A 25,227-nucleotide genomic window follows, 5' to 3' on the forward strand; every position below is an offset into this window, starting at 1 on the left:
CGCCGCTCAGGCCGTCGAGCGCGCGCGGGCCTCTTCGCGCAGGCGCCGCACCTGCTGGTGGTTGCGCCGCGCGCCCTCGAACTGGCGCTCCACCACCGCGCGCACGTCGGGCGGCAGCTGCTGGTCGAGCGCGCGGCGGTAGCGCTCGATCGCCACGTCTTCGCCGCGCTCGGCTTCTTCCAGCATGTTCAGGTCGCTGTAGCCGGCCAGGGTGCCTTTCACCGCCACCCAGCCGCGGTGCGCCGCACCGGCCACCGAGCCGCGCGCTTCGGCCTCACCGCCCTGGTGCACCACCAGGCTCTGCAGTTCGGACGCCGCCTGGCGGCATTCCTCGCTGCGCAATTCCAGCAGGCGCTGCAATTCGGGCGAACTGGCGTGTTCGGCCGTGCTGCGAAAACCGAACTCGCCGTCCTTGCAGGTTTCGATCAGCTCGTTGAGCACGTGAATCAGGGGTTTGTTGTCCATGGTGTGTCCTCGCAATGGGTTGAACGGAAACGGCCGCCCGCGACGGCGCCCACGCCAGGGGCACGCGGCGTGCCTGCACGCGGCCCCGGGCCGTCGAGCGCAGGCCGCAGGGCCTCGAGCAGCACGGCGGGTGCGCAGGGCTTGCGCAGCACGAGAAAGCTCTCGGCGCCGACCAGGCTGCTGCCGTGCGCGCTGATCAGCACGACGTGCACCCCGGGCCAGCGCGCGCGCACCGCGTGCGCCAGGCCCACCCCATCCATCGGTCCCGGCATGGCCACGTCACTGAGCACCACGTCGATCGGCGGGCCGCGCTCCAGCCGCTCCAGCGCCTGACCCGCGTGCGTGACGCGCTCCACGCGCGCGCCCATGGTCTCGATCAGCGCCACGGTGACATCGCCCAGCGTGTCGTTGTCCTCGGCCACCAGCACGCTCGCTGCCAGCGGCGCGGCGCTGGCGCGAGGCCCCATCGCCGACGAACGCTCGGGCTCCACCGCGGGCAGCACCAGCGTGACCGTGGTGCCCTCGCCGGGCTGGCTCACGAGCAGGGCCTTGCCGTGTGCCTGTGAACACAGGCCGTGCACCTGGCTCAGGCCGAAGCCCGCGGTGTCGCCGTCGTCCTTGGTGGTGAAGAAGGGTTCGAAGGCGCGCCGCACCTGCTCGGGCGCCATGCCGGGGCCATCGTCGCGCACGGCGATGGCCACGTAGCGGCCGGACGGCAGGTCGGCGGTGAGCGCCGGTGCCGCGGCTTCGGCCGCCACGGCCACACGGCCGCCTTCGGGCAGCACCTCGCGCGCATTGAGCGCGAGGTTGATGAGCGCGAGTTCGAGTTCGTCCGGGTCGACGTGCACGCACAACCCTTGGTCGCGCACCTCGATCTCCAGCGCCACACGCTTGCCCAGCACCACACCGAGCATGTCGCGCAATTCGGGCAGCCAGTGCGCGAGCACGAGCTTGCAGGGCCGCGTGCTCTGCCGGCCGCCAAAGCGCAGCAGGTGCTGCATGAGGCCGCTGGCCGCATCGACCGCGCGCAGGGTGGCCGCCAGCGGCATGGCCAGTGCCGGCGTGTTCGCGTGGCGCTGGATCAGGTGGGCGCTGTTGCTGATCACGCCGAGCAGGTTGTTGAACTCGTGCGCCACGCGCCCGGTGAGACGGCCCAGGGCCTCCACGCGTTCGCGCCGCGCCGCCCAGCGCTCGGCCTGGCGGGCGCGCTGCACCGCCTCGTCCACCTGGCGCCGCAACTCGCCGCGCGCGACCAGCATCGCCGCCACCACGCCCGCCACGAGCAGGAGCACCGCGCCCAGCAGCAGTGCAAAGGCCTGGTCGGCGTAGCCCGGGGCGAGTTGCGCACGGGGCACGGTGGTGAGGTAGACCCAGCCCTCGGGGGCGCGGCGGTAGTACACGCGCATCGTGTCGCCTTCGGCCGTCTGCAGGGCGAAGCGCCCGTCGCGTTGCTCGCCGGCCAGGCTCTCGCGCAACAGCGCGAGCAGCGGCAAGGCATCGGTGCCTTCGGGGTTTTGGACGCCGCGCGCCCCCAGACCCGGTTCCGCGCCGTTGCGCGCCGCACGGTGCAGCAGCACCTGACCGTGCGCGTCGAGCAGCCAGCCGCCCCAGCCGGGCGGGACCGGGTACTCGTCGAGCACCTTTTGCAGCCGGGCCAGCGGAATGCGCAGGCTTAGTCCCAGGGCGGTCGCGCGCGCGCCCCGCCCCGCGTCGCCCCGCAGCACCGGCTCCAGCAGGCTCAGGCTGCGGTCCGCTTCCTCACCCGGCCCGGCAACCAGGCGCGCCGCCGGCGAGGCCGGCGATGCATCGGGCAGCAGGGGCGGCGGTTCTGCCGCGGGGGGCGCGCGCGACACCGGCATCCCGCGCGGCAGGCGGGTGTCCGTCCAGACCGTGGCGCCGCTGGCAAGCTGCACCGACACCGGCAGGCCCGCGATTGCGCGACGCGCCGTGTCGTCGAAGGCCAGGCGGTCGCGCTCGGCCAGCGGCGGCGCGCGGTCCAGCAGGGGCGAGGCGGCCAGCGTGTGCGCGATGCCGCTGTAGCGGTTGAGTTCGCGCTCGATCGCCAGGGCCCGGGCCTGGGTGCTGTCGCGTGCGTGGTGGTCGATGGCCGCGTGGCCGTTCTGCCAGCCGCGAAACACCACCCAGGCGATCGCGCCCAAGGCCGGCAAGAGCACGGCCAGAACCAGAAGCACCAGACGGGAACGGATCGACATGGAATGCCTGCGCACAGGGTCGGGGGATGACAACACTCGCGCCGCCGCAGGCAAGCGGTGTACCCGCGGCCGTGCCCGATCGCGCGATGGCCGCATTGGCCCAGGCCTTCCAGGCCCACGCGCTGTGGCAGTCGACCTGGCCATGGCCGGCACTGCCCGACGACACGCGGCTCGAACCCCTGCGCGAGGCCCTGACCGAGGCGCGCGCGGCCTGGTTGCAGGAAGAAGCCCCCGATCGACGGCCTCGCCGTCGGCAACTCTTGCCGCAGCATGCGCCGACGCGGCGCGCTGCCCCGGCAGATTTTTCGGGCCGGACGCGTGGGCGCGGCCGCGCGCGCAGGCCGCAACGCCAGCAACGGCGCGGGTTCCCGCACCGTGAGCCCGGCGCGGCGTGCGGTCCGGCACGGGGGTTGCAAAAGCCCCGGGTGCCGCCGGCCTGCCACAGGAGACCCCATGGGACTGGAGTTCCGCACCGAAACCCGCCAGACGCAAACCCTGTCGCCACGGCTGCAGCGCGCCGTTCAGTTGCTGCAGATGTCCTCGCTCGACTTCGCGGCACTGGTGCGGCAAAAGCTCGGCGAGAACCCGTTTCTGGAGAGCGACGAAGACGGCGAGACACCCGCCGATCCCGACCGCGACACCGCGGCCGGGCCCGAGGCCACCGACCCGGGCGCAGACGACACACCCCGCGCCCCCGACACCTGGGACGCGGCCACGCCCGAGGCCGCCGACGACCGCGAGATCTGGACCAGCGATGGCCCGGGTCAGGCCAGCGGCACGGGCGATGGCGAGACCAGCGCCATGGACCTGACCGCGGGCGACACCACGCTGGCCATGCACCTGCACGCCCAGCTCAACCTCATGCCGCTGTCGGCGCGCGACCTCTGCCTGGCGCGCGCCATCGTCGATTCGCTCGACGACGACGGCTATCTGCGCACGCCCCTCGAGGAAATCGCCGCCCTCGTGCGCAGTGAAACCACCGCGCACGAGGGCGACCTGCTTGTGGCCCTGCGCCTGGTGCAGTCGCTCGAGCCCGCGGGCGTGGCCGCGCGCGGCGTGGGCGAGTGCCTGTGGCTGCAGGTGCGGCTGTTGCCCGACGAGGCCCTGCGTGCGGTCGCCGGGCGCATCGTGACCGAGCACCTCGATGCGCTGGCCGCTCGCGACGTGCCGCGCCTGGCCCTCGCGCTGGGCGAGCCGATCGCGCGTGTCGAGGCCGCGGTCGACCGCATCCGCCGGCTCGACCCGCGCCCGGGCTGGCGACTGGGCTCCTCGCGCATCGACTACATCGTGCCCGACGTGATCGTGCGGCGCCTGCGCGGCCAGTGGGCCGTGCAGCTCAACCCGGCGGTGGTGCCACGCGTGCGCCTGAATCAGGTGTACGCGCAGCTCTACCAGCAACACAGCGCGCGCCAGGCCTGCCGACTCGGCGAGCATCTGCAGGACGCGCGCTGGACGCTGCGCAATGTGGAGCAGCGCTTCTCGACCATCCTCGACGTGGCACGCGCCATCGTGCGGCGTCAGCGACACTTCCTCGAGTTCGGGCCCATGGCCATGCGCCCGCTGGTGCTGCGCGAGATCGCCGAGGAAGTGGGGGTGCACGAATCGACGGTTTCGCGCGTGACCAACAACAAGCACATGGCCACGCCACTGGGCGTGTTCGAGCTCAAGCACTTCTTCTCACGCCCCATGGTGAGTGCCAGCGGCGGTGAGTGCTCGGCCACCGCCATCCGCGGGCTGATCAGCGACATCATCGCGGGTGAGGACAGCAGCCGGCCGCTGTCGGATGCCGAGATCACGCGCCAGCTCGCGGTCCAGGGCCTGGTGGTGGCGCGCCGCACGGTCACCAAGTACCGCCAGCTGCTGCGCATCGATCCGGTGGAGAAACGGCGCCGGCACAGCTGAAATCGCCGGACACCGCGGCGAAGGGCCGGGCCCTGTTCACCAGGGCCCGGCCGGACATCAGTGGGACCGCGTCACGGCGGCGGCCTCATTTGTGGCGTTCGCTCGAGCTGCCGGCGTGCGTGTCCTGGCCCGACGAAGCGCTGCTGCCACCTGTGCCGGAGCCGCTGTCGCCCGTGCCCGAGCCACCTCCCTTCTGGCGCTGGCTGCGCCACTGTGAGAAGTCGTCGGAGAACTTGCTGAAGCGCTCCTGCCGCCAGGCGTGGTAGTCGTCGTCGAGCGCGCGCATCTGTTCGTTGCGCCACTGCCAGTAGTCGGGGTCGTGGTGGTGTTGACGGCCCTGGTGGTCCTGCTCGCCGAAACGGCTTTCATAGCCGCCCCCCATCTGGCCCTGACCGCCGGTGCCGTAGCTCGCGTGTTCCCCGAAGCGCTGGCCACCATAAGGGCCTTCTCCGCCAGAGTGGCCCTGACCACCGTAGCCGCCTTGACCACCGTATGGGCCCTGGCTGCCTTGGCTGCCGTAACCGCGCTGCCCGCCGTAGCCGCCCTGCTGCCCGTAGCCGCCAGGCCCGCCATAGGCAACGCCGCCTTGCTGCCCCATGCCGCCGGACTGGTAGGCGCCCTGTTGGCCACGGTAGCCGCCCGACTGGGGGTCGCCCGGGTACTGGCCCGAATAGCCGCCTGGGAAGTCGCCCTGGTAGCCGCCGCGCTGGGCGCCACCACCACCGGAGGCCTCGTGGGATTGACCGGGGCTCTGGTCATGGCCCTGCTGCTGCGCCTCCTGCTGGCGCTGTGCTGCCTGGCCGCCCTGGCGGCGGCCGCGCTCGTCGTGTTGTGACATGTGGAACTCCTTGGATCGGTGTTGAGAAGGACTGACCGGCAGCCGCCGGTCAGTGCGCCCGCATGGCAAGCCCCGTACCCGATCAAATGGCGTCCACGCTGCCGGTCACCGGCAGCACCACGCCCGTGATGTAGCCCGACATCGCGGGCGAGGCCAGGAACACGTAGGCCGGCGAGATCTCCTCGGGCTGCGCCGCGCGCTTCATGTCGGTGTCGCGACCGAATTCGGCCACCTGCTCGGCCGAGGCATCGGCCGGGTTCAGCGGCGTCCACACCGGGCCCGGGGCCACGGCGTTCACGCGAATGCCTTTGTCGATGAGGCTCTGCGCCAGGGCCTTGGTGAAGGCATGCACCGCACCCTTGCTGGCCGCGTAGTCCAGCAGGTGACCGCTGCCGCGCAGGCCCGCCACCGAGCCGGTGTTGACGATGGCCGAGCCGGACTTCAGGTGCGGCACCGCCGCCTGGGTCATGAGGAAGTAGCCGAGCGCGTTGGTGTCGAAGGTGTGGCGCCAGCGCTCTTCACCGAGCGCCTCGATGTCCTCGGCCGAGGCCTGCACGGCGGCGTTGTTCACCAGCACGTCGAGGCGGCCGAACTGGTCGAGCACACGCTGCACGGCGGCACGGCAGAACGCGCCGTCGCGCACGTCGCCAGGCAGCAGCAGGCAGCGCTGGCCCTCGGCCTGCACATGGGCCTGGGTCTGCTGGGCGTCGTCATGGTGCTGAAGGTAGACCACTGCGATGTCGGCGCCTTCGCGCACCATCAGCACCGCCACCGCGCGGCCGATGCCCGAGTCGCCGCCGGTGATCAGGGCCACGCGGTCGCGCAGTTTGTGGCTGCCCTGGTAGTCGGGCGCGAGGAAACGCGGCGGCAACGCGAGGTCGGCCTTGCTGTCCGTGGGGGCGATGTGCTGGGCGGGCATGTGGGCGGGCTGGGCGCGCGCGCCGGCCTGCACCGCGGGCGCTGAGGGCTTGGACATGGGCAACGCCTCGATGGGCGGGCTGGAACCGGAAGGCACCCGGCGGGCAATCGCGGTACCCGCGATTCGGTGCCCAGCCCCGCCCGCCGCGCCCCAGGCACCGCGATTGCCCGACGCAGCGCGCCGGCATGCCGCCGGTACCGCATCAACTTTCAGGAGATCTCGATGAACCAGCCGAACCGCAACACCGACAACACCCAACGCCAGCAGGAAACGCCCTCGCGCAAGCCGCAGGAACAGCAGGAACAGCAAAGCGGCTCGCGCACCCCGCAGCGCGGCGAGGGCAACAACCGCAACGAGGGCGGCAGCCGCCAGCAGCGCTGATCCGGCCTGGCCCCATGCAAAAACCCCTGGGGCCTCGCGGCGCCCAGGGGTTTTTGCCGGGTGGTCGGCGCAGCGCCCTGCGCCTCACATCTGCTCGATCATCACCTCGCCGAAACCCGAGCAGCTCACCTGCATCGCGCCGTCCATGAGGCGCGCGAAGTCGTAGGTGACCTTCTTGGTCTGGATGGCCTTTTCCATCGCGTCGATGATGAGGTTGGCCGCTTCCTTCCAGCCGATGTGGCGCAACATCATCTCGGCCGAGAGGATGGACGAACCCGGGTTCACGTAGTCCTTGCCCGCGTACCGGGGTGCGGTGCCGTGCGTGGCCTCGAAGCAGGCCACCGAATCGCTCATGTTGGCGCCGGGCGCGATGCCGATGCCCCCCACCTGCGCGGCCACCGCGTCGGAGATGTAGTCGCCGTTGAGGTTGAGCGTGGCGATCACCGAGTACTCGGCGGGGCGCATCAGCACCTGCTGGAAGAAGGCGTCGGTGATCGCGTCCTTGATGACGATCTGGCGGCCGGTGCGGGGGTTCGTGACGCGGCACCACGGGCCGCCATCGATGACCTCGGCGCCGAACTCGCGGCGGGCCAGCGCGTAGCCCCACTCGCGGAAGCCGCCTTCGGTGAACTTCATGATGTTGCCCTTGTGCACGAGCGTGACGCTGGGCTTGTCGTGGTCGATCGCGTACTGGATGGCCTTGCGCACCAGGCGCTCGCTGCCCTCGACCGACACCGGCTTGACGCCCAGCGCCGAGCTCTCGGGGAATCGGATGTTGTCCGCGCCGAGCTCGTCGTGCAGGAAGCGGATGAGCTTCTTCGCCTGCGGCGAGCCGGCCTCGTATTCGATGCCGGCGTAGATGTCTTCGGAGTTCTCGCGGAAGATCACCATGTTGGTCTTGTGCGGCTCTTTCAGCGGCGAGGGCACGCCCTTGAAGTACTGCACGGGGCGCAGGCAGACATAGAGGTCGAGCGCCTGGCGCAGCGCCACGTTGAGCGAGCGGATGCCGCCGCCCACGGGCGTGGTCAGCGGCCCCTTGATGGACACCACGTACTCCTTCACCGCGGCCACGGTTTCGTCGGGCAGCCACACATCGGGACCGTACAGCCGCGTGGCCTTCTCGCCCGCGTACACCTCCATCCAGTGGATCTTGCGGCGCCCGCCGTAGGCCTTCTCGACCGCGGCGTTCACCACCTTGAGCATCACCGGCGTCACGTCCACGCCCACGCCGTCGCCCACGATGTAGGGCACGATGGGCTCGTCGGGCACCTGCAGCGACCTGTCGGCGTTGACGGTGATCTTCTGGCCCTGCGCGGGCACCTGGATGTGCTGGTACATGTCGACGGGAATGCGGGTGGCGGACAGACAAGGGAAAAGAAATTCTAGACGCTGGGCTTTGGCGCCCCTGGGGCTGGCGATGGCACACAATGCGGCGGTCGCCACCCCTGACTGCCGTCACGCCGCATGAAAGCCTTGTTCACCCGTCTGCTCGCCCTGTGCCTGTTCGCCACGGGCCCGGCCTGGTCTCAGGACGCGCCCCAGACCCAGTTGCCCCGCGTGTCGCTCAGCGCGGGCATGCACCTCATCAACGCACAGGTCGCCAGCACCCACACCTCGCGCATGGTGGGCCTGATGCACCGCCAGGACATGCCCGCCAACGAAGGCATGCTCTTCGTGTTCGAGCAGCCCGGCACGCAGTGCTTCTGGATGAAGAACACGCTGCTGCCGCTGACCGCCGCCTTCCTGGCCGACGACGGCACCATCGTGAACCTGGTCGACATGCAGCCCCAGAGCCTCGATTCGCACTGCTCGGCCAAGCCCGTGCGCTACGTGCTCGAGATGCACCAGGGCTGGTTCGCCAAGCGCGGCCTCAAGGCCGGCGCGCGGCTGAGCGGCCCGCCCTTCGTGAAATGAAAAAAGCCGCCCGGGTGGGCGGCTTGCGTGGCAGGCCCGGGGCCCGATCGATCAGGGCTTGACCAGGGACAGCGCCTGGTTGAACGTGGCGCTCGGGCGCATCACGGTCTCGAGCTTCTGGAAGTCGGGCTTGTAATAGCCGCCGATGTCCACCGGCTTGCCCTGCACCTCGGCCAGCTCCTTGACGATGGTCGCCTCGTTGTCGGCCAGGGCCTTGGCCAGCGGCGCGAACTTGGCCGCGAGCTCGGCGTCTTCGGTCTGCGCCGCGAGCTCCTGGGCCCAGTACATGGCCAGGTAGAACTGGCTGCCGCGGTTGTCGAGCTGGCCGGTCTTGGGGCTGGGGTTCTTGTTGTTGTCCAGCAGCTTGCCGGTGGCCGCATCCAGCGTCTTGGCCAGCAGCTTGGCGCGCGGGTTGTTGTTCTTGAGGCCCAGGTCTTCGAAGCTCACGGCCAGGGCCAGGAACTCACCGAGCGAGTCCCAGCGCAGGTGGTTTTCTTCCACCAGCTGCTGCACGTGCTTGGGCGCCGAGCCGCCCGCACCGGTTTCGTACATGCCGCCGCCGGCCATCAGCGGCACCACCGACAGCATCTTGGCGCTGGTGCCCAGCTCCATGATGGGGAACAGGTCGGTGAGGTAGTCGCGCAGGATGTTGCCCGTGGCGCTGATGGTGTCGAGGCCGCGGATCACGCGCTCGAGCGTGTAACGCATGGCGCGCACCTGGCTCATGATCTGGATGTCCAGGCCCGAGGTGTTGTGCTCGTGCAGGTACATCTTGACCTTGGTGATCAGCTGCGCCTCGTGCGGGCGGTACTGGTCGAGCCAGAACACCACCGGCATGCCCGAGTTGCGCGCGCGCGTCACGGCCAGCTTCACCCAGTCGCGGATGGCGGCGTCCTTCACCTGGCACATGCGCCAGATGTCGCCCTGCTCCACGTCCTGGCTCATGAGCACTTCGCCGGTGTCCAGATCGGTGATGTTGGCCACGCCGTCTTCGGGGATCTCGAAGGTCTTGTCGTGCGAGCCGTATTCCTCGGCCTGCTGCGCCATCAGGCCCACGTTGGGCACGGTGCCCATGGTGCGCGGATCGAAGGCGCCGTGCCACTTGCAGAAGTTGATCATCTCCTGGTAGATGCGGGCGAAGGTGCTCTCGGGCATCACGGCCTTGACTTCCTTCAGGCGGCCGTCGGCGCCGTACATCTTGCCGCCGGCGCGGATCATGGCGGGCATGGACGCGTCCACGATCACGTCGTTGGGCGAGTGGAAGTTGGTGATGCCCTTGGCCGAGTCGACCATGGCGAGTTCGGGGCGGTGCTCCTGGCAGGCGTGCAGGTCGCGCTTGATCTCGTCCTGCTTGCTCTGCGGCAGGCTGGCGATCTTGTTGTAGAGATCGACCATGCCGTTGTTGACGTTCACGCCGAGCTCGTCGAACAGCTTGCCGTGCTTCTCGAAGGCTTCCTTGTAGAAGATCTTCACGCAGTGGCCGAACACGATGGGGTGCGACACCTTCATCATGGTCGCCTTCACGTGCAGCGAGAACATCACGCCGGTCTTGTGCGCGTCCTCGATCTGCTGTTCGTAGAAGGCCAGCAGGGCCTTCTTGCTCATGAACATCGAGTCGATCACCTCGCGGTCGAGCAGCGCGACCTTGGGCTTGAGCACGATGGTCTTGCCGCTCTTGGTGATGAGCTCCATCTTCACGTTGCGCGCGCGGTCCAGCGTCATCGACTTCTCGCCGTGGTAGAAGTCGCCGTGGTGCATGTGCGAGACGTGGGTGCGCGAGGCCTGGCTCCACTCACCCATGCTGTGCGGGTTCTTGCGGGCGTACTCCTTCACGGCCTTGGGCGCGCGGCGGTCCGAGTTGCCTTCGCGCAGCACCGGGTTCACGGCGCTGCCGATGCACTTGTTGTAGCGCGCGCGGATGTCTTTTTCTTCGTCGGTCTGCGGGTTCTCGGGGTAGTCGGGGATTTTGTAGCCCTTGTCCTGCAGTTCCTTGATCGCGGCCTTGAGCTGGGCCACCGAGGCGCTGATGTTGGGCAGCTTGATGATGTTGGCCTCGGGCTTGAGCGTGAGCTTGCCCAGCGCACTCAGGTTGTCGGGCACACGCTGCGCTTCGGTCAGCAGTTCGGGGAACTGGCCCAGGATGCGCCCGGCCACCGAGATGTCGCTGGTCTCGATGTTGATGCCCGCGGGCGCCGCGAAGGTGCGGATGATGGGCAGGAACGCGCTCGTGGCCAGCAGGGGGGCCTCGTCCGTCAGGGTGTAGATGATGGTGGGTTGCTGGCTGCTCATGGCTTATCTCCAGAAATTGTTGGGTGCGGCAATCCGACGCCCGACATTGTGCTTTCGGCGCCAGGGCCGGGTCCGCGTTTTCGGGACCAAACTCCCACAATGCAAAAAACGCGCAAAGAAATTTGCATGCCTACGGATGCCGGGCAACAAAAAGGGCCCGAAGGTTGCCCTTCGAGCCCCGGCGTTCGGCCTGCGGAAAATCAGGCGAAGTTTTTCTCGGCGAACGACCAGTTCACGAGCTTGTCGAGGAAGGTCTCGACGAACTTGGGACGGGCGTTGCGGTAGTCGATGTAGTAGGCGTGCTCCCACACGTCCACGGTGAGCAGGGCCTTGTCGGCGGTGGTCAGCGGGGTGCCGGCGGCGCCGGTGTTCACGATGTCCACCGAGCCGTCGGCCTTCTTCACCAGCCAGGTCCAGCCCGAGCCGAAGTTGCCCACGGCGCTCTTGGTGAAGGCCTCTTTGAAGGCGGCGTAGCTGCCCCACTTGGCGGTGATGGCCGCGGCCAGCGCGCCGGTGGGCTCGCCACCGCCGTTGGGCTTCATGCAGTTCCAGAAGAAGGTGTGGTTCCAGATCTGCGCGGCGTTGTTGTAGATGCCACCGGAAGACTTCTTCACGATGTCCTCGAGCGCCATGGCTTCGAACTCGGTGCCCTTTTGCAGGTTGTTCAGGTTCACCACGTATGCGTTGTGGTGCTTGCCGTGGTGGTATTCCAGGGTTTCGCGGCTGTAGTGCGGGGCCAGGTCGTCCAGACCGTAGGGCAGTGCCGGCAGGGTGTGTTCCATGCGCGTCCTCTTCTGTGTGGTTGTGGGTGGATCGGCGATTGTAGGCAGCGTGGGCGACGGCCACGCCAACGGGGTTATGCGTCGGCAGGGCCGCGCACCCGCAGGGGCAGTACGCCGTCGGCCAGCGTGGCCTGCAGCGCGCTGCCCGGCAAGGCCTGTGCCACCCCGGTGATGGCGTGGCCGGCGTCGTCGGTGAGGTACGCGTAGCCGCGCTGCAGCACGAGGCGGGGGTCGAGCAGGCCGAGCGCGGCCTGGTGGCGCGCGAGGCGTTCGCGCTGGCGCTCGAGGCCGCGCGCCACGCCCTGGGGCAGACCCAGGGCGAGCTGCTGCTGCCGCGAGGTCTGACGCTGCAGCCACAGGCGCGTGCCGCCCTGCAGCCGCGCCTGCAGCACCTGCAGGTGCTCGCGCGCCTGCGACAGCCGCGCCGCGGGCCGGCCCAGGCGCTGCGCGAGGCGGTCGAGCCGCTGGGCCTGGGTGTCGATCGCATCCTGCGCCGCGCCCTGCAGGCGCTCTTGCAGGTATTCGAGTTCGCCAAGCCGCTGCTCGCGCGGTGCGGCGCAGAGCTCGGCCGCGGCCGTGGGCGTGGGCGCGCGCAGGTCGGCCGCGAAGTCGACCAGGGTGAAATCGGTCTCGTGGCCCACGCCGGCGATCACGGGCAGGGCCGAGCCCGCGACGGCGCGCACCACCGCCTCGTCGTTGAACGACCACAGGTCTTCGAGCGAGCCGCCGCCGCGCACCAGCAGCAGCACGTCGCAGGGGCCGCGCTCGCCGCGGTGGGCGTTGGCCGTGGCCAGCGCGGCCACGATCTCGGCCGGCGCCTGCGCGCCCTGCACCGAGGCCGGGAACACCGTGACCGCCACATGCGGCACGCGCCGGCGCAAGGCGGTGGCCACATCGCGCAGGGCCGCGGCTCCAAGCGAGGTGACCACACCCACGTGGCGCGGGTGCGCGGGCACGGGGCGTTTGCGCTCGGGCTCGAACAGGCCCTCGGCCTGCAGTTGCGCCTTCAGGCGCAGGAACTGTTCGTACAGGCTGCCCTGCCCCGCGGGCTTCATGCCCTCGACGATCAGCTGCAGGTCGCCGCGCGGGCCGTACACGTCGAGCCGGCCGCGCACCTGCACGCGCAGGCCGTCGCGCGGCGCGAAGCCGATGCCGTCGGCGACGCGGCGGAACATGGCGCAGCGCAGTTGGCCGGCGTCGTCCTTGAGCGAGAAGTAGCAATGCCCGCTGGCCGCGCGCGAGAAGCCCGAAAGCTCGCCCTGCACCGCGACGGGATTGAAGCGCGCGGACAAGGTGTCCGCCACGGCTCGCACCAGCGGGCCAACCGCCCACACACGCTCGGCGGATGGCCCCTGCGCGGCCGCGGATGCAGCGCCGCCGGGGTTTTCAGGGTCAAACGTGTCCACAGGGCGCGCCGTTGCTGGGGTTGTTGTCGTGAATGCCCGACAGGCCGCCGCATGACGCCCAGGGCCTTGATTCCAAAGCGGAATGTGCTGCCGAAAAAACGGGCATTCCAGCCAAGACCGCAGCGGCGCTGCACCGTGCGGGCTTGTTCGCCGGGTTCTTCACAAAGTTATCCACAGAAGTTGTGAATGAGAAGCTGCGGGCAGTGCGGGGGGGCTGGGCCATAATCCGCCGCGTTGTGCGGTGCCGTCGGCACCAACGTCATCCGGAGCCCAGAGTTGCTGTCCATCATACAAGCCGCGGGTTGGCCGATCTGGCCCCTGATCATCTGTTCCGTGCTGGGCCTGGCCCTCGTCATCGAACGCTTCATCAGCCTCAAGACGAGCAAGATCGCACCGCCCAAACTGCTTGACGAAGCCATCATGGTGTCGCGCAATGGCATCCCCGGCCCCGACGTGGTGGCGCAGCTCGAGCAGAACTCGCTGCTGGGTGGGGTGCTGGCCACGGGATTCCGCACCTTCAACGCCAACCCGCGTGCCACCGCCGAGGACCTCAAGGCCAACCTCGAAGGCGCGGGCCGCCACGCCGCGGCGCGCATGCAGAAATACCTGGGCGCGCTGGCCACCATCGCGTCGGCCGCGCCGCTGCTGGGGCTGCTGGGCACGGTCATCGGCATGATCGAGATCTTCGGCTCGCAGGCCGGTGACGGCATGGGCGTGGTGGCCGGCGGCGGCAACCCGGCCCAGCTCGCGCACGGCATCTCGATCGCGCTCTACAACACGGCCTTCGGCCTGATGGTGGCGATCCCCGCCCTCATCTTCTGGCGCTACTTCCGCGCCCGCGTGGACGAGTACCTGCTGACCATGGAAGTGGCGGCAGAACGCTTCGCGCGCCACCTCATGACCGTGCGCAAGCCATGAACTTCCACACCCGCGGCACGCGCGATGAACCCGAGATCAACCTGATCGCGTTCATCGACATCCTGCTGGTGGTGGTCATCTTCCTGGTGCTCACCACCACCTACAGCAAGTTCACCGAGCTCAAGGTCAACCTGCCGGTGGCCGACGCCGAAGCCCCCAAGCAGAACCCGCGCGAGGTGGTGGTGGCCGTGGGGGCCGACGGGCGCTACGCGATCAACCGCCGCGTGCTCGAGGGCTCCAGCGTGGAGCAACTCACCGCCGCGCTGCAGGAAAGCGCCGAGGGCGGCCGTGAAACCGTGGTGGTCATCAGCGCCGACGCGGCCGCCGCGCACCAGGCCGTCATCAACGTGATGGACGCCGCGCGCCGCGCGGGTCTGGTGCAGATCACCTTCGCCACGCAACAGGGCAGCGCCGGCGCGCGCACGCGCTGAGCCGCATGCCGCAGGCCGCGCGCGAGTCGGGCTGGCAGGGCATGGCACAGCGGCGCGGCCCACTGGCCTGCCTGCTGTGGCCGCTCTCGCTGGTCTACCGCGCCCTGCTGGGCCTGCGACGCACTGCCTACCGGCTCGGCTGGCTGCGGGCCCGGGCGCTGCCCGTGCCCGTGCTGGTGGTGGGCAACCTGGTGGCTGGGGGCGCCGGCAAGACCCCGACGACGCTCGCGCTGATCGAGCACCTGCGGGCCCGCGGCTGGCGCGTGGGCGTGGTCTCGCGCGGCCATGGCCGCCGCGAAGACGCGGTGACCGCGGTGCGCGACGACACCGACCCCGCACGCAGCGGCGACGAGCCGCTGCTGATCCGCCGCCGCACCGGCGTGCCGGTGTGGGTGGGCCGACGCCGCGTCGACGCCGCGCAGGCGCTGCTGGCGGCTCACCCCGAGGTGAACCTCATCGTCTGCGACGACGGTCTGCAGCACTGGCCCTTGCGCAGCGACCTGCGCATCGCCGTGTTCGACGCGCGCGGCCTGGGCAATGGCTGGCTGTTGCCCGCGGGCCTGCTGCGCGAACCCTGGCCACCGCGCGCCGGCAGCACGCAGGCCCCGCAACTGCTGCTGTGCCCGCCCGACCTGGTGCTGCCCGTTCCCGCGGGCATGGCGCGTTTCGGCGTGCGCCGCGGGCTCGCCGCACAGGCGGTGGACCTGCAGGGTCGAACGCGCCCGTTGCACACCTTCTCGGACACGCCCTGCGCGGCGCTCGCCGCCATTGCTCGGCCCGAGGCCTTCTTCGGCATGCTGGCCGCGGCCGGCGTTCGGCCGCAGCGCCTGCTGCCCCTGCCCGACCATGCCGACGCCAGCGCCTTGCGGCGGGCCATCGCCGGCTGGCAGGGCCCGGTGCTGTGCACCGAGAAAGACCTCGTCAAGCTCGCCGGCCTGCCGGCCTCGCAGCCGGCCTGGGCCGTGCCGCTGCGGCTCGACATCGACCCCGGCTTTTTCGCCGCCGTGGACGCCCACCTCGCCACCCTGCGCCGCTGAGCCCCGCCTATCATTCGCGCCATGGAAGCCAAACTGCTCGAACTGCTGGTGTGCCCCGTGACCAAGGGCCCGCTGATCTACCAACGCGAACGGCAGGAGCTGCACTCGCGCAGCGCGCGCCTGGCCTACCCCATCCGCGACGGCATTCCCATCCTGCTCGAACACGAAGCGCGCCCGCTGACCGAAGAAGAAGCCGCGCGCCCGCCGGCGCCGCGCGCGCCCGACTGACGTGAGCGGCTTCACGGTACTGATCCCGGCGCGCATGGCCTCGAGCCGGCTGCCGGACAAACCCCTGGCCGACATCGCCGGCCTGCCCATGGTTGTGCGCGTGGCGCAACGCGCCGCCCTCAGCGGCGCCCTGCGCTGCGTGGTGGCGGCCGACGACGCGCGCATCCTGCGCGCCTGCGAGGCGCACGGCGTCGAGGCCGTGGCCACGCGAGCCGACCACCCGAGCGGCAGCGACCGGCTCGCCGAGGCCTGCGCCCTGCTCGGCCTCGATGGCGACGACCTGGTGGTGAACGTGCAGGGCGACGAGCCCCTGATCGAGCCCGCGCTGATCGGCGCGGTGGCCGAGAAGCTGCGCGCACACCCCGGCTGCGCCATGAGCACCGCGGCCCATGCGATCGAGCGGCGCGAAGACTGGCTCAACCCCAATGTGGTCAAGGTGGTGCTCGATCGCGACGGCATCGCGCACTACTTCAGCCGTGCCCCCATCCCCTGGTGGCGCGATGGCATGGCACAGGGTGATGGCCTGCCCTCGCCCGCACCGCTGCGGCACGTCGGCATCTATGCCTACCGCGCGGCCTTCCTGCGCCGCTTCCCCAGCCTGGCCGTGGCGCCCACCGAGCGGCTCGAATCGCTCGAGCAACTGCGGGCCTTGTGGCACGGCGAGCGCATCGCCGTGCACCTGAGCGCGCACGCGCCCGGCCCGGGCGTGGACACGCCGCAAGACCTCGAGCGCGTGCGCGCCCTCTTCGCCCCGCGCTGAGGCCTGCACCCCCGGCGCGGCGTAAGGCTGTGTCAGGGGGCGCATGCTATCCTCGCCCGGTTACCCCCGGCGCCCATGCCCAGGGGCGTCGCCCGAGGCAAGCGACGACGCGATTCAAACTCTGAAAAGGAAACCGATGAGACTGATTCTGTTGGGCCCACCGGGGGCTGGCAAAGGAACGCAGGCGGCGTTCATCTGCCAGAAGTTCGGCATCCCCCAGATCTCCACGGGCGACATGCTGCGCGCAGCCGTCAAGGCCGGCACGCCGCTGGGCCTGCAGGCCAAGGCCGTGATGGACGCGGGCGCGCTCGTGAGCGACGACCTGATCATCAACCTCGTGAAGGAACGCATCGCCCAGCCCGACTGCGCGAACGGCTTCCTCTTCGACGGCTTCCCGCGCACCATCCCGCAGGCCGACGCCATGAAGGCCGCGGGCGTCAAGCTCGACTACGTGCTCGAGATCGACGTGCCCTTCGACGCCATCATCGAACGCATGAGCGGCCGCCGCTCGCACCCGGCGTCGGGCCGCACCTACCACGTCAAGTTCAACCCGCCCAAGGCCGAAGGCAAGGACGACGTGACCGGCGAGCCCCTGATCCAGCGCGACGACGACAAGGAAGAAACCGTCAAGAAGCGCCTCGAGGTGTACAGCGCACAGACCCGCCCGCTGGTGGACTACTACCGCCAATGGGCGCAGAACGATGCCGCCGCCGCGCCCAAGTACCGCGCCATCAGCGGCGTGGGCAGCGTGGAAGACATCACCGCGCGCGCGCTGCAGGCCCTGTCGGCCTGAACCCGCCCCGCGCCAGCGCAAGCCCCGCCCCGGCGGGGCTTTTTCATGCGCGTCCGGCTCAGGCCGGGCTCGAACGCAGTCCGTAGGTCTTGTCGCCCACGAACAGGTACTCGACGCGCAGCACCGGCTCACCGCGTTCGCCCTGGAAGGTGAAGCCCACCATCGCGATGCTGTCGCCCACCTTCACCTCGCTCACCTGCCACTGGTTCATGCGGAAGATGGGCGCGAGCTCGATCTGCCAGCGCCTGTCCTTGCGCGTGGGCACCACCGCGCGGCGCAGCAGGCCCGCGCCGTCCACGCCTGCGGTCTGCGCGGGCAACGGCCGCTGCGCGAGCGCCGCCGGCACCGCCAGGCCCTCGGGCACTTCGAGCACCAACTCGGCGTGCGGGTTGCGCCAGGCCGCCTGCACGACGCGGCCTTCGAGGTAGATCGGACGGTCCTGATCGAAGCTGCTCCAGCCGTGGTGGGCGCGGGCCAGGCCGGCCACGCTGCCCAGGGCGATTGCGCCACCGGCCTGCAGCAGGTTTCTGCGGTGCATGAGGGTCTCCTTCGTCGAGCGGTTCACACGTAGCCGATCCAGCGGCCGCAGGTGATGACCAGCAGCCACAACAGCGTGGACACCGCCATCAGCGCGCGCGCCGGGCCGTCGAGGCGCTGCAGCGAGCCGCGCGCATGGAACAGGCCCGCGTTGCAGGCGGCCACCGCGATCAGCGCCATCTTGGCTGTGAACACGCGGTTGGCCAACAGTTCCTGCGGCATGGTGGCGAACATCACCAGGCCGCTCACCGCGCACAGCGAGAAGCCCGCCACCGCGATCGCCAGGCCCAGGCGGGCCAGCGGTTCGGCCGGCAGGGCCGGACCAAAGCCCCAGACCCGCGCCTCGATCAACACCAGATTGCCCAGCAGCAAGGCGATGCCCACGATGTGGGCCACCTCGAGCATGGGATAGGCCCAGGGGTGCGAGGCCAGCGCGGCGAACATGACTCAGCCCGGCAGCAGGTCGAGCGCCAGCGCCCAGCGCGCCTTCACGGGCGACAGCCCGTCAAGCGCCTCGAAGGCCTGCGCGGGATGGCCCACCAGGGGCGCGCCGCTGCGCGTGGCCAGCACCACGCGCACACCGGCGTCGCGCGCAACCCGCAAGGCCTGCAGCAGGTGCTGGTGCACCGAACCGTTGCCGGTGCCGGCCACCACCAGCCCCTGCGCCCCGGCCGCACACAGCGCCTCGACCTGCCAGGCGCCGGCGTCGGCGTGGCTGTCGATCCGAGCCACGCGCGGCATCGCCGCGGCCGCGAGGAAGGCCGCACAACGCGGCCCGTGGCGGCCTTCGGCGGGCCAGTCGCGAAAGCGCCGCACGCGGCCCTCTTCCACCTGGGCGATCGTGCCCGCGTCGCCCGAGTCGAAAGGATCGGTGCGGTAGGGGTGCTGCTTGGCCACTTCGAACGCGCCGTGCACCCGGCCCGCGCACACCACGGTCACGCCGCGCGCGCCCGGGTGCGCGGCCACCGCGAGCGCATCGCTGAGGTTCTGCGGACCGTCAGGCGACACCGCGGTGGCGGGGCGCATGGCGCAGGTGAGCACCACGGGCTTGGACGGCACCAGCAGGGTCTGCAGCAGGTAGGCGGTTTCTTCGAGCGTGTCGGTGCCGTGCGTGACGACCACGGCCTGCACCTGCGGATCGTGCAGCAGCGCCTGCACGCGCCGCACCAGCGCCTGCAGCTCGGCCAGGCGCATGTCCTTGCTGTCGATCTGGGCCACCTGCTCGAAGCGGATGTCCAGCCCTGCCAGCGCCGGCAGACCCGCTGCCAGCTCCTCCACGCGCACCTGGCCCGCCTCGTAGCCGACGTTGTCGCCAGCCTGCCGGGCCCGGCCGGCGATGGTGCCGCCCATGCCCAGCACCACGAACCGGGCGGTGGAATCTTCACGTGCCACTTGCGTCATCCTCGATAACTGGTTAAAAATACAGGCACTGGATACCCGAACAGTATCCGAACACCGACCGCGAGGCCCCATGCAAGACACCGCTGCCAGCCCCAAGCTCACCGCCCGCCAGCAACAGATCCTGTCGCTGATCCAGAGCACCATCGCCCGCACCGGCGCGCCACCCACGCGCGCCGAGATCGCGGCCGAGCTGGGCTTCAAGTCGGCCAATGCGGCCGAAGAGCACCTGCAGGCGCTCGCGCGCAAAGGCGTGATCGAGCTCGTGAGCGGCACCTCGCGCGGCATCCGGCTGCGCCGTGCCGACCTGCAGAGTATCAATGAGTCGCGCGAGCGCCAGATGGCCCTGCCGCTGCCCGGCCTTGCCCAGCTCGTGCTGCCCCTGATCGGCCGTGTGGCCGCGGGCTCGCCCATCCTCGCGCAAGAACACGTGGACCAGACTTACGCGGTCGAACCCGGTCTGTTCCAGCGCACGCCCGACTACCTGCTGCGCGTGCGCGGCATGTCCATGCGCGACGTCGGCATCCTCGACGGCGACCTGCTTGCGGTCGCGGCCACGCGCGAGGCGCGCAACGGCCAGATCGTCGTGGCCCGGCTCGGCGACGACGTGACCGTGAAGCGCTACATGCGCTTGCGCGACCACATCGAATTGCACGCCGAGAACCCCGACTACCCCACCATCGTGGTCGAGCCCGGCGAACCCTTCGAGATCGAAGGCCTGGCCGTGGGCCTGATCCGCAACAGCTTCCAGAACTGACCCGACCGGGTCCACGCCACCGTTGCGGGTGGCGGGCGTTGGGCCCTCACCCCGGTGAGCGGCACAACCCCGCGACGGCGGCTTCCACGATCAATCCTGCCTGTGTTCAACCCCGAAAGGCGTTTCACATGGGACTGTTCTTCCACACCAGCAGCTGGCGCAAACCCCTGCAGCTCATCGAATGCTGGCTGCCCGAGCCTTCGCTCACGGGCCGCGGCGCGGCGCTGAGCCTCGCGCAGGCCGCCACGCCCACGCCCGCGGTGCGCCGCTTCGCGCGCGCGGGCTGGCTCGGCCGGCCCGCGGCCAACGAGTCGCTGGCGCGTGGCCGCCACGACGGCCGCGTGGCCCTCGCAGGCCGCATCGATGAGGTGTGCCGCGAACTCGATCGCCTGGCCGACCGCGAAGCCCAGGGCCGACGCCGATTGGCGCGCTGAGCGCGCGGGCTACATCCGGAAGCACCTTGGCGCCCTGGGGCAGCCAAAGGGCCACGAGGCGCGCGGGCACAATAAGCGCCCATGAACATCGTGATCCTCGACGACTACCAGGACGCCGTCCGCAAGCTGCAATGCGCTGAGAAACTCGAGGCCTATCCCGCCAAGGTCTTCACCAACACCGTGAAGGGGGTGGGCCAGTTGTCGGTCCGCCTGCGCGACGCCGACATCGTCGTGCTGATCCGCGAACGCACCCACATCACGCGGCAACTGGTCGACAAATTGCCGCGGCTCAAGCTCATCGCCCAGACCGGTCGCGTGGGCAGCCACATCGACGTGGCGGCCTGCACCGAGCGCGGCATCGCCGTGGCCGAGGGCGTGAGCTCGCCTGTGGCCACGGCCGAACTCACCTGGGCCCTGGTGATGGCCGCCATGCGGCGCATTCCGCAGTACGTGTCCAACCTCAAGCACGGGGCCTGGCAGCAGTCAGGCCTCAAGTCGTCGGCCATGCCCGCCAACTTCGGGGTCGGTATGGTGTTGCGCGGCAAGACGCTGGGCATCTGGAGCTACGGCCGCATCGGCTCCATCGTGGCCGGCTACGGCCGCGCCTTCGGCATGCGCGTGGTGGTGTGGGGCTCGGAAGAATCGCGGGCCCGCGCTCTGGCCGACGGCCACGACGTGGCCACGAGCAAGGAAGGCTTCTTCGAAAGTTGCGACGTGCTGAGCCTGCACCTGCGGCTGAGCGAGCGCAGCATGGGCTGCGTGAAGCTCGACGACCTGCAGCGCATGAAGCCCACGGCGCTGATCGTGAACACCTCGCGCGCCGAGATCATCGAGCCCGAGGCCCTGCTGGCTGCGCTCAACCGGGGCCGGCCGGGCATGGCGGCGGTCGATGTCTTCGAGTCCGAACCCATCCTGCAGGGCCATGCGCTGCTGCGGCTCGAGAACTGCATCTGCACGCCGCACATCGGCTATGTGGAGCAGGAGAACTACGAGACCTTCTTCAACTCGGCCTTCGACAACGTGGTGAACTTCATCAAAGGCACGCCGACGAACATCGTCAACCCGGGCGCCCTGCAGGTCCGGCGCTGACCGGCCGCGCGCTCAGCGCGCGGGGTCGTCGCCGGAGCCGCCGTTGCGGTCGCTGTCGCGGCGCTGAACCGGCGGAATGTTGTCCAGGATCTCGAAGTCGATCATGCTTTCGCCCTCGCGGAACGCGCGGCTGCGGCCCGCCGTGGGTTCGACCGGCACGTCAACCTCGGGCAGCGAAGCCTCGAACTGCGATTCGATCTCGAGCTCTTCGATGTTCACGTCGAGCGCCACGCGCGGCGACGCCGGGGGGATCACGTGCAGGTCCATCGGCACGGTGACGTTGCGGCGCTGCGTTTCTTCGCCCGCCCCCGCCGACGCGGAAGCCGCTTCGGCCTTGCCGGCCGCCTTGAGCGGCTGCATGTTGGTGTTCTGGAAATCGCGCGGCGGCTGGGTGCTGCCGGCATCGCGCTCCACCAGTTCCTTGGCGATGGCGTGCAGCATGAGCAGCTCGCGGTAGGCCTCGAGGTCGAACACCTCGGTCTCACCCTCCTGGCTGTCGCGGAAGATGCTGCGCTCGATCAGGTCGAGCACGCGCGGCTGCGGCCACAGGGCCTGGATGCGCGCGAATGCGGTTTCGTAGGCCTCGAGGCCGCGGCCCTTGTCGCTGTAGCGGTCGAACTGCGGCGCACCGGCGTTGAACACGGTGTTGAACTCTTCGCGCAGCGCGTCGTAGTCTTCGCGGCGGCCCAGGCGGTGGTAGAGGCGGAACAGGTCGAGGTAGGCCAGCGGGCTCGGCTCATGGCTCTCGGCCAGGTGGTTGCGCAGCACGGCGATCGCCTGCTCGTCTTCGCCGAGAGAGACAAAGAAGTCGGCCTGCTGCTGCACGTCGAAGAGTTCTTCGGTCGCCACCGAACGCGACACGCCCATGGCGCTGGGCGCAAATTCGCGGCGGTCGATCGGGGGCAGGCTGTCGGAGGCGGCCTTGCGCGGCATGGCGGGCGGCGGCAGCGGCACGGGCGCTGAATCGACGTCGACGTCGATCTCGTCGAGCGGCACCGGGGCGCTGGGCTCGAGGGCAGCACGGCGCGACGCGCGCGTCGGTGGTTCATCCGCCTCGTCCGCTGGCTGCTCGGCCCACCAGGCGCGCGACGCGTCCGAGGCCAGAGCGGTTTCACGGCGCTGGCGGCGCATCAGCACGGCGATGGCGGCCAGCGCCAGCGCCAGCAGGCCGCCGAGCAGGAACACCACCCAGTTGCTGTAACGGTCTTCCTCGGCCCGCGCGAGTTGCGCGGTCAGCTCGGCCACGCGCGCCTGGTCGCGCTGCTGGGCTTCGCGAAAGCGCGCCATCTCGGCCTCGAGTGCGGCCAGGCGTTCGTTGTTGCGCGCCACCTCGGCGTTGGCCGCGGCCAGTGCGGTTTCAAGCGCATTGGGTTCGGCCGGCGAACCCGCCGCCGAACCGGCAGGGGCCTGGCCACCCGGGCTGCCGGCACCGCTGGCTGGCAGATCGGGCGGGTCCAGGCGCAGGCGGGGCGAGCCACCGGTCGCGGGCGCGGCGGCAGCGCCGGCCGGCGCATTGGCGGCCTTGGGTGCCGGTGCCGGCGCCGGGGCGCTTTGTTTGGGGCGCGGCGCCACCGCCACCTTGGGCGGTTTGGGGGGCGCCGGGGGCCGGGCCCGCACCACCGGGGCGGGCGCCGGTGCGGGCGTGGCCGTCGGCGGGGGTGCGGGCACCGCCGCCGCTGCCGGTGCCGCCTGCGGGGCAGGCACGGGCAGCGGTGCCGGTGCGGGCGCGATGACGGCCGGGGCAGGCAGCGCCTGGGTGCTCGCCGGCTCGCTCACGGGGTCGGCCAACAGCACGTAACGGCGCGTGAACGGCAGACCGCATCCGGCCCGCACCGACAACGTGACGATGGGTTCGTTGATCGGCTGGCTCGACACCACACGTGCCGTGCCGGTGGTTTCACCGGCCGCGATGCTGGTCGTGACGGTCACCAGGTTGGACGGCACGAGAACGTCGCCATAGAACACCTCGGCGGCCACGCACTGCGTGCCGATGTCCTCGCCCGGGGCGAGCATGACCTGCAAACGCACATCCAGCGGACGGCCGATCAACGCGACGCCGCTGTGGCGTCCCAGCGTGACAGCGGAACTGCCCATGGCGGTTGATAGCAAAATGCAGGCTGTCCAAATCTGGCGCACGTCGGATTTCCTTCCCAACAGGTTGAAACATTTTGTCATAGGCAAAGGCGTCTTCAACCCAAATAAAACACAGATATGCAATCCTTCTTCGACTGCGCAGGCATCGTTGGCACCGGTGCCATGGGTCGCGGCATTGCCCAAATGGCGGCCCAGGCGGGTGTTCGGGTGTGGCTGCTCGATGCCCAGCCGGGCGCCGCCGAGAAAGCGCGCGAGGCGCTCGCCAAGACCTGGGACGGCCTGGTCGCCAAGGGCAAGCTCTCGGCCGCGGACCGCGATGCCTGCCTGGGACGGCTGCAGGTGGCGGCGTCGGCCGAAGACCTGAAGGCGTGTGATCTCGTCATCGAGGCGATTGTGGAGCGACTTGAGGTCAAGCAAGGCCTGTTCAAACAACTGGAAGACATCGTCGCACCCGATGCGGTGCTCGTGAGCAACACTTCGTCACTGTCCATCACCGCGATCGGCGCGGCGCTGCGCCACCCCGAGCGCTTTGCGGGCTACCACTTCTTCAACCCCGTGCCGCTCATGAAGGTGGTCGAGGTGATCGCGGGCCTCAAGACCGACCCCGCCGTGTGCGAGCGGCTCATGGGCTTCACGCGTGCTTACGGCCACACGCCGGTGGCCGCGCAGGACACCCCGGGCTTCATCGTCAACCATGCGGGCCGGGGCTACGGCACCGAGGCGCTGCGTGTGGTGGGCGAGCGCGTGGCCGACTTCGCCACCATCGACCGCATCCTGCGCGACCAGGTGGGCTTTCGCCTCGGCCCCTTCGAGCTCATGGACCTCACCGCGCTCGACGTGTCCCACCCGGTGATGGAGTCGATCTACCACCAGTACTACGAAGAGCCGCGCTACCGCCCGAGCGTGATCACCGCGCAGCGCCTGGCCGGCGGCGTGGTGGGCAAGAAGGTGGGCGAAGGCTTTTACCGCTACGTCGACGGCGCGGCCCAGGTGCCTGCCGAGCCGCCAGTGCCGGCCGTGGCCGAGCTGCCGCCGGTGTGGGTCTCGCCCAAGGCCGCGCGCCGCCAGGAGCTCTACCAATTGCTCAAGGACCTGGGCGCGAGCATCGAGACCGCTGCGGCGCCCTCCTCGCAGGCGCTGATCCTGGTGGCACCGCTGGGCCTGGACGTGACCACGCTGGCCGCGGTGGAGCGCCACGACGCCTCGCGCACCGTGGGCATCGACATGATGCTCGAAGACAGCGCCACCAAGCGCCGCGTGCTGGCCACCAACCCGGCCACGCGCGCCGACATGCGCGACGCCGCACACGCCCTGTTCGCGCGCGACGGCAAGCCGGTGAGCGTGGTGCGCGACAGCGGCGGCTTCGTGACGCAGCGCGTCGTCGCCACCATCGTCAACATCGCGGCCGACATGTGCCAGCAAGGCATCTGCAGCCCGTCCGACCTCGACGTCGCCGTGACGCTGGGACTGGGCTACCCCATGGGCCCGCTGGCCATGGGCGACCGCATCGGCCCCACCAACGTGCTCGAGATCCTGTTCAACCTGCAGACCGTGTACGGCGACGCGCGCTACCGCCCCTCGCCCTGGCTGCGCCGCCGTGGCGCGCTGGGCCTCAGCCTCAAGCAAGAAGAACTCTGATCAC

Annotated in this window: 25 protein-coding genes; 13 read left to right on the top strand and 12 right to left on the bottom strand. The window is 70.2% G+C overall.

Translation table 11 applies throughout. The features are described from left to right. Positions 1 to 6: 6 nt before the first annotated feature. The gene (locus WDZ95_RS10705; protein ID WP_425778258.1) at positions 7 to 465 is read right to left on the bottom strand and encodes a PA2169 family four-helix-bundle protein; all 459 of its coding nucleotides are present in this window, start codon (positions 463 to 465) and stop codon (positions 7 to 9) included. Then, the gene (locus WDZ95_RS10710) at positions 447 to 2,678 is read right to left on the bottom strand and encodes an ATP-binding protein (RefSeq protein ID WP_425778259.1); all 2,232 of its coding nucleotides are present in this window, start codon (positions 2,676 to 2,678) and stop codon (positions 447 to 449) included. The genes WDZ95_RS10705 and WDZ95_RS10710 overlap by 19 nt, the downstream gene beginning before the upstream one ends. Positions 2,679 to 3,131: 453 nt before the next feature. Between WDZ95_RS10710 and rpoN the strand changes: the two genes are divergently transcribed. Then, entirely contained in the window at positions 3,132 to 4,580 is a 1,449-nt protein-coding gene (rpoN, locus tag WDZ95_RS10715; RefSeq protein ID WP_425778261.1) for an RNA polymerase factor sigma-54, read from the top strand. A gap of 85 nt (positions 4,581 to 4,665) precedes the next feature. Here the strand turns inward: rpoN and WDZ95_RS10720 are convergent, their stop codons facing one another. Both WDZ95_RS10720 and WDZ95_RS10725 read right to left on the bottom strand, forming a co-directional pair. After that, positions 4,666 to 5,418, bottom strand: coding sequence for a hypothetical protein (locus WDZ95_RS10720; RefSeq protein WP_425778263.1), 753 nt, complete (start codon positions 5,416 to 5,418; stop codon positions 4,666 to 4,668). Positions 5,419 to 5,500: 82 nt separating this feature from the next. Further along, positions 5,501 to 6,394, bottom strand: a complete 894-nt coding sequence (locus WDZ95_RS10725) for an SDR family oxidoreductase (RefSeq protein ID WP_425778265.1) — start codon at positions 6,392 to 6,394, stop codon at positions 5,501 to 5,503. 165 nt (positions 6,395 to 6,559) lie between these two features. Between WDZ95_RS10725 and WDZ95_RS10730 the strand changes: the two genes are divergently transcribed. After that, positions 6,560 to 6,718: a hypothetical protein gene (locus WDZ95_RS10730; protein ID WP_166226150.1), complete on the top strand. Its 159-nt coding sequence runs from the start codon at positions 6,560 to 6,562 to the stop codon at positions 6,716 to 6,718. A gap of 84 nt (positions 6,719 to 6,802) precedes the next feature. Here WDZ95_RS10730 and icd read toward each other — a convergent pair whose 3' ends face one another. After that, positions 6,803 to 8,056 (bottom strand): NADP-dependent isocitrate dehydrogenase, encoded by a 1,254-nt coding sequence (gene icd, locus WDZ95_RS10735; RefSeq protein WP_425778267.1) that lies wholly within the window; start codon positions 8,054 to 8,056, stop codon positions 6,803 to 6,805. Between the two features lie 126 nt (positions 8,057 to 8,182). Between icd and WDZ95_RS10740 the strand changes: the two genes are divergently transcribed. Next, positions 8,183 to 8,632, top strand: coding sequence for a DUF192 domain-containing protein (locus WDZ95_RS10740; protein WP_425778269.1), 450 nt, complete (start codon positions 8,183 to 8,185; stop codon positions 8,630 to 8,632). A gap of 51 nt (positions 8,633 to 8,683) precedes the next feature. Here WDZ95_RS10740 and WDZ95_RS10745 read toward each other — a convergent pair whose 3' ends face one another. The 3 genes from WDZ95_RS10745 to xseA all read right to left on the bottom strand — a co-directional run bounded on the left by WDZ95_RS10745 (position 8,684) and on the right by xseA (position 13,016). Then, the gene (locus tag WDZ95_RS10745; protein WP_166226141.1) at positions 8,684 to 10,921 is read right to left on the bottom strand and encodes an NADP-dependent isocitrate dehydrogenase; all 2,238 of its coding nucleotides are present in this window, start codon (positions 10,919 to 10,921) and stop codon (positions 8,684 to 8,686) included. A 200-nt stretch (positions 10,922 to 11,121) separates the two neighbouring features. After that, positions 11,122 to 11,703 carry a Fe-Mn family superoxide dismutase gene (locus tag WDZ95_RS10750; protein ID WP_166226138.1) on the bottom strand — a complete coding sequence of 194 codons (582 nt, stop codon included), beginning with the start codon at positions 11,701 to 11,703 and terminating at the stop codon, positions 11,122 to 11,124. Positions 11,704 to 11,777: 74 nt separating this feature from the next. Further along, positions 11,778 to 13,016 (bottom strand): exodeoxyribonuclease VII large subunit, encoded by a 1,239-nt coding sequence (gene xseA / locus WDZ95_RS10755; RefSeq protein ID WP_425778272.1) that lies wholly within the window; start codon positions 13,014 to 13,016, stop codon positions 11,778 to 11,780. Between the two features lie 369 nt (positions 13,017 to 13,385). Here xseA and WDZ95_RS10760 point away from each other — a divergent pair, with 369 nt between their 5' ends. The 6 genes from WDZ95_RS10760 (at position 13,386) to adk (ending at position 17,276) form a co-directional block, all read left to right on the top strand. Then, entirely contained in the window at positions 13,386 to 14,027 is a 642-nt protein-coding gene (locus WDZ95_RS10760; RefSeq protein ID WP_425778274.1) for a MotA/TolQ/ExbB proton channel family protein, read from the top strand. After that, on the top strand, positions 14,024 to 14,458 hold the full coding sequence (locus tag WDZ95_RS10765) for an ExbD/TolR family protein (protein WP_166226132.1): 435 nt from the start codon (positions 14,024 to 14,026) through the stop codon (positions 14,456 to 14,458). The genes WDZ95_RS10760 and WDZ95_RS10765 overlap by 4 nt, the downstream gene beginning before the upstream one ends. A 5-nt stretch (positions 14,459 to 14,463) precedes the next feature. After that, entirely contained in the window at positions 14,464 to 15,495 is a 1,032-nt protein-coding gene (gene lpxK / locus WDZ95_RS10770; protein WP_425778276.1) for a tetraacyldisaccharide 4'-kinase, read from the top strand. Between the two features lie 21 nt (positions 15,496 to 15,516). After that, positions 15,517 to 15,723, top strand: coding sequence for a Trm112 family protein (locus WDZ95_RS10775; protein ID WP_166226126.1), 207 nt, complete (start codon positions 15,517 to 15,519; stop codon positions 15,721 to 15,723). 1 nt (position 15,724) lies between these two features. Continuing rightward, the gene (gene kdsB / locus WDZ95_RS10780) at positions 15,725 to 16,483 is read left to right on the top strand and encodes a 3-deoxy-manno-octulosonate cytidylyltransferase (protein WP_425778279.1); all 759 of its coding nucleotides are present in this window, start codon (positions 15,725 to 15,727) and stop codon (positions 16,481 to 16,483) included. Between the two features lie 136 nt (positions 16,484 to 16,619). After that, entirely contained in the window at positions 16,620 to 17,276 is a 657-nt protein-coding gene (gene adk, locus WDZ95_RS10785) for an adenylate kinase (protein ID WP_166226123.1), read from the top strand. Positions 17,277 to 17,334: 58 nt separating this feature from the next. On the opposite strand, the gene WDZ95_RS10790 is transcribed toward adk, so the two are convergent. Genes WDZ95_RS10790 through WDZ95_RS10800 form a run of 3 tightly spaced genes read right to left on the bottom strand, consistent with a single transcriptional unit; the run spans position 17,335 to position 19,214 of the window. Then, positions 17,335 to 17,814, bottom strand: a complete 480-nt coding sequence (locus WDZ95_RS10790) for a DUF6152 family protein (RefSeq protein ID WP_425778281.1) — start codon at positions 17,812 to 17,814, stop codon at positions 17,335 to 17,337. Between the two features lie 23 nt (positions 17,815 to 17,837). Then, complete coding sequence (locus WDZ95_RS10795; protein ID WP_425778283.1) at positions 17,838 to 18,257, bottom strand: hypothetical protein; 420 nt, start codon at positions 18,255 to 18,257, stop codon at positions 17,838 to 17,840. A 3-nt stretch (positions 18,258 to 18,260) separates the two neighbouring features. Further along, a complete protein-coding gene (locus tag WDZ95_RS10800; RefSeq protein WP_425778285.1) occupies positions 18,261 to 19,214 on the bottom strand; it encodes an asparaginase in 954 nt (317 codons plus the stop codon). A 70-nt stretch (positions 19,215 to 19,284) separates the two neighbouring features. On the opposite strand from WDZ95_RS10800, the gene lexA reads away from it, so the two are divergent. From lexA to WDZ95_RS10815, 3 genes are all read left to right on the top strand, one after another. After that, positions 19,285 to 19,968 carry a transcriptional repressor LexA gene (lexA, locus tag WDZ95_RS10805; RefSeq protein WP_166226116.1) on the top strand — a complete coding sequence of 228 codons (684 nt, stop codon included), beginning with the start codon at positions 19,285 to 19,287 and terminating at the stop codon, positions 19,966 to 19,968. Positions 19,969 to 20,096: 128 nt separating this feature from the next. After that, positions 20,097 to 20,402 (top strand): hypothetical protein, encoded by a 306-nt coding sequence (locus WDZ95_RS10810; RefSeq protein WP_425778287.1) that lies wholly within the window; start codon positions 20,097 to 20,099, stop codon positions 20,400 to 20,402. An 81-nt stretch (positions 20,403 to 20,483) separates the two neighbouring features. Beyond that, a complete protein-coding gene (locus tag WDZ95_RS10815; protein WP_166226110.1) occupies positions 20,484 to 21,491 on the top strand; it encodes a D-2-hydroxyacid dehydrogenase family protein in 1,008 nt (335 codons plus the stop codon). Between the two features lie 12 nt (positions 21,492 to 21,503). Here WDZ95_RS10815 and WDZ95_RS10820 read toward each other — a convergent pair whose 3' ends face one another. Further along, on the bottom strand, positions 21,504 to 23,585 hold the full coding sequence (locus WDZ95_RS10820) for a hypothetical protein (protein ID WP_425778289.1): 2,082 nt from the start codon (positions 23,583 to 23,585) through the stop codon (positions 21,504 to 21,506). Positions 23,586 to 23,702: 117 nt separating this feature from the next. On the opposite strand from WDZ95_RS10820, the gene WDZ95_RS10825 reads away from it, so the two are divergent. After that, complete coding sequence (locus WDZ95_RS10825; RefSeq protein WP_425778291.1) at positions 23,703 to 25,223, top strand: 3-hydroxyacyl-CoA dehydrogenase; 1,521 nt, start codon at positions 23,703 to 23,705, stop codon at positions 25,221 to 25,223. Positions 25,224 to 25,227 lie beyond the last annotated feature (4 nt).

Origin of the sequence: Hydrogenophaga sp. T2 (assembly GCF_049843535.1) — a bacterium.
GTDB lineage: Bacteria > Pseudomonadota > Gammaproteobacteria > Burkholderiales > Burkholderiaceae_C > Hydrogenophaga > Hydrogenophaga crocea.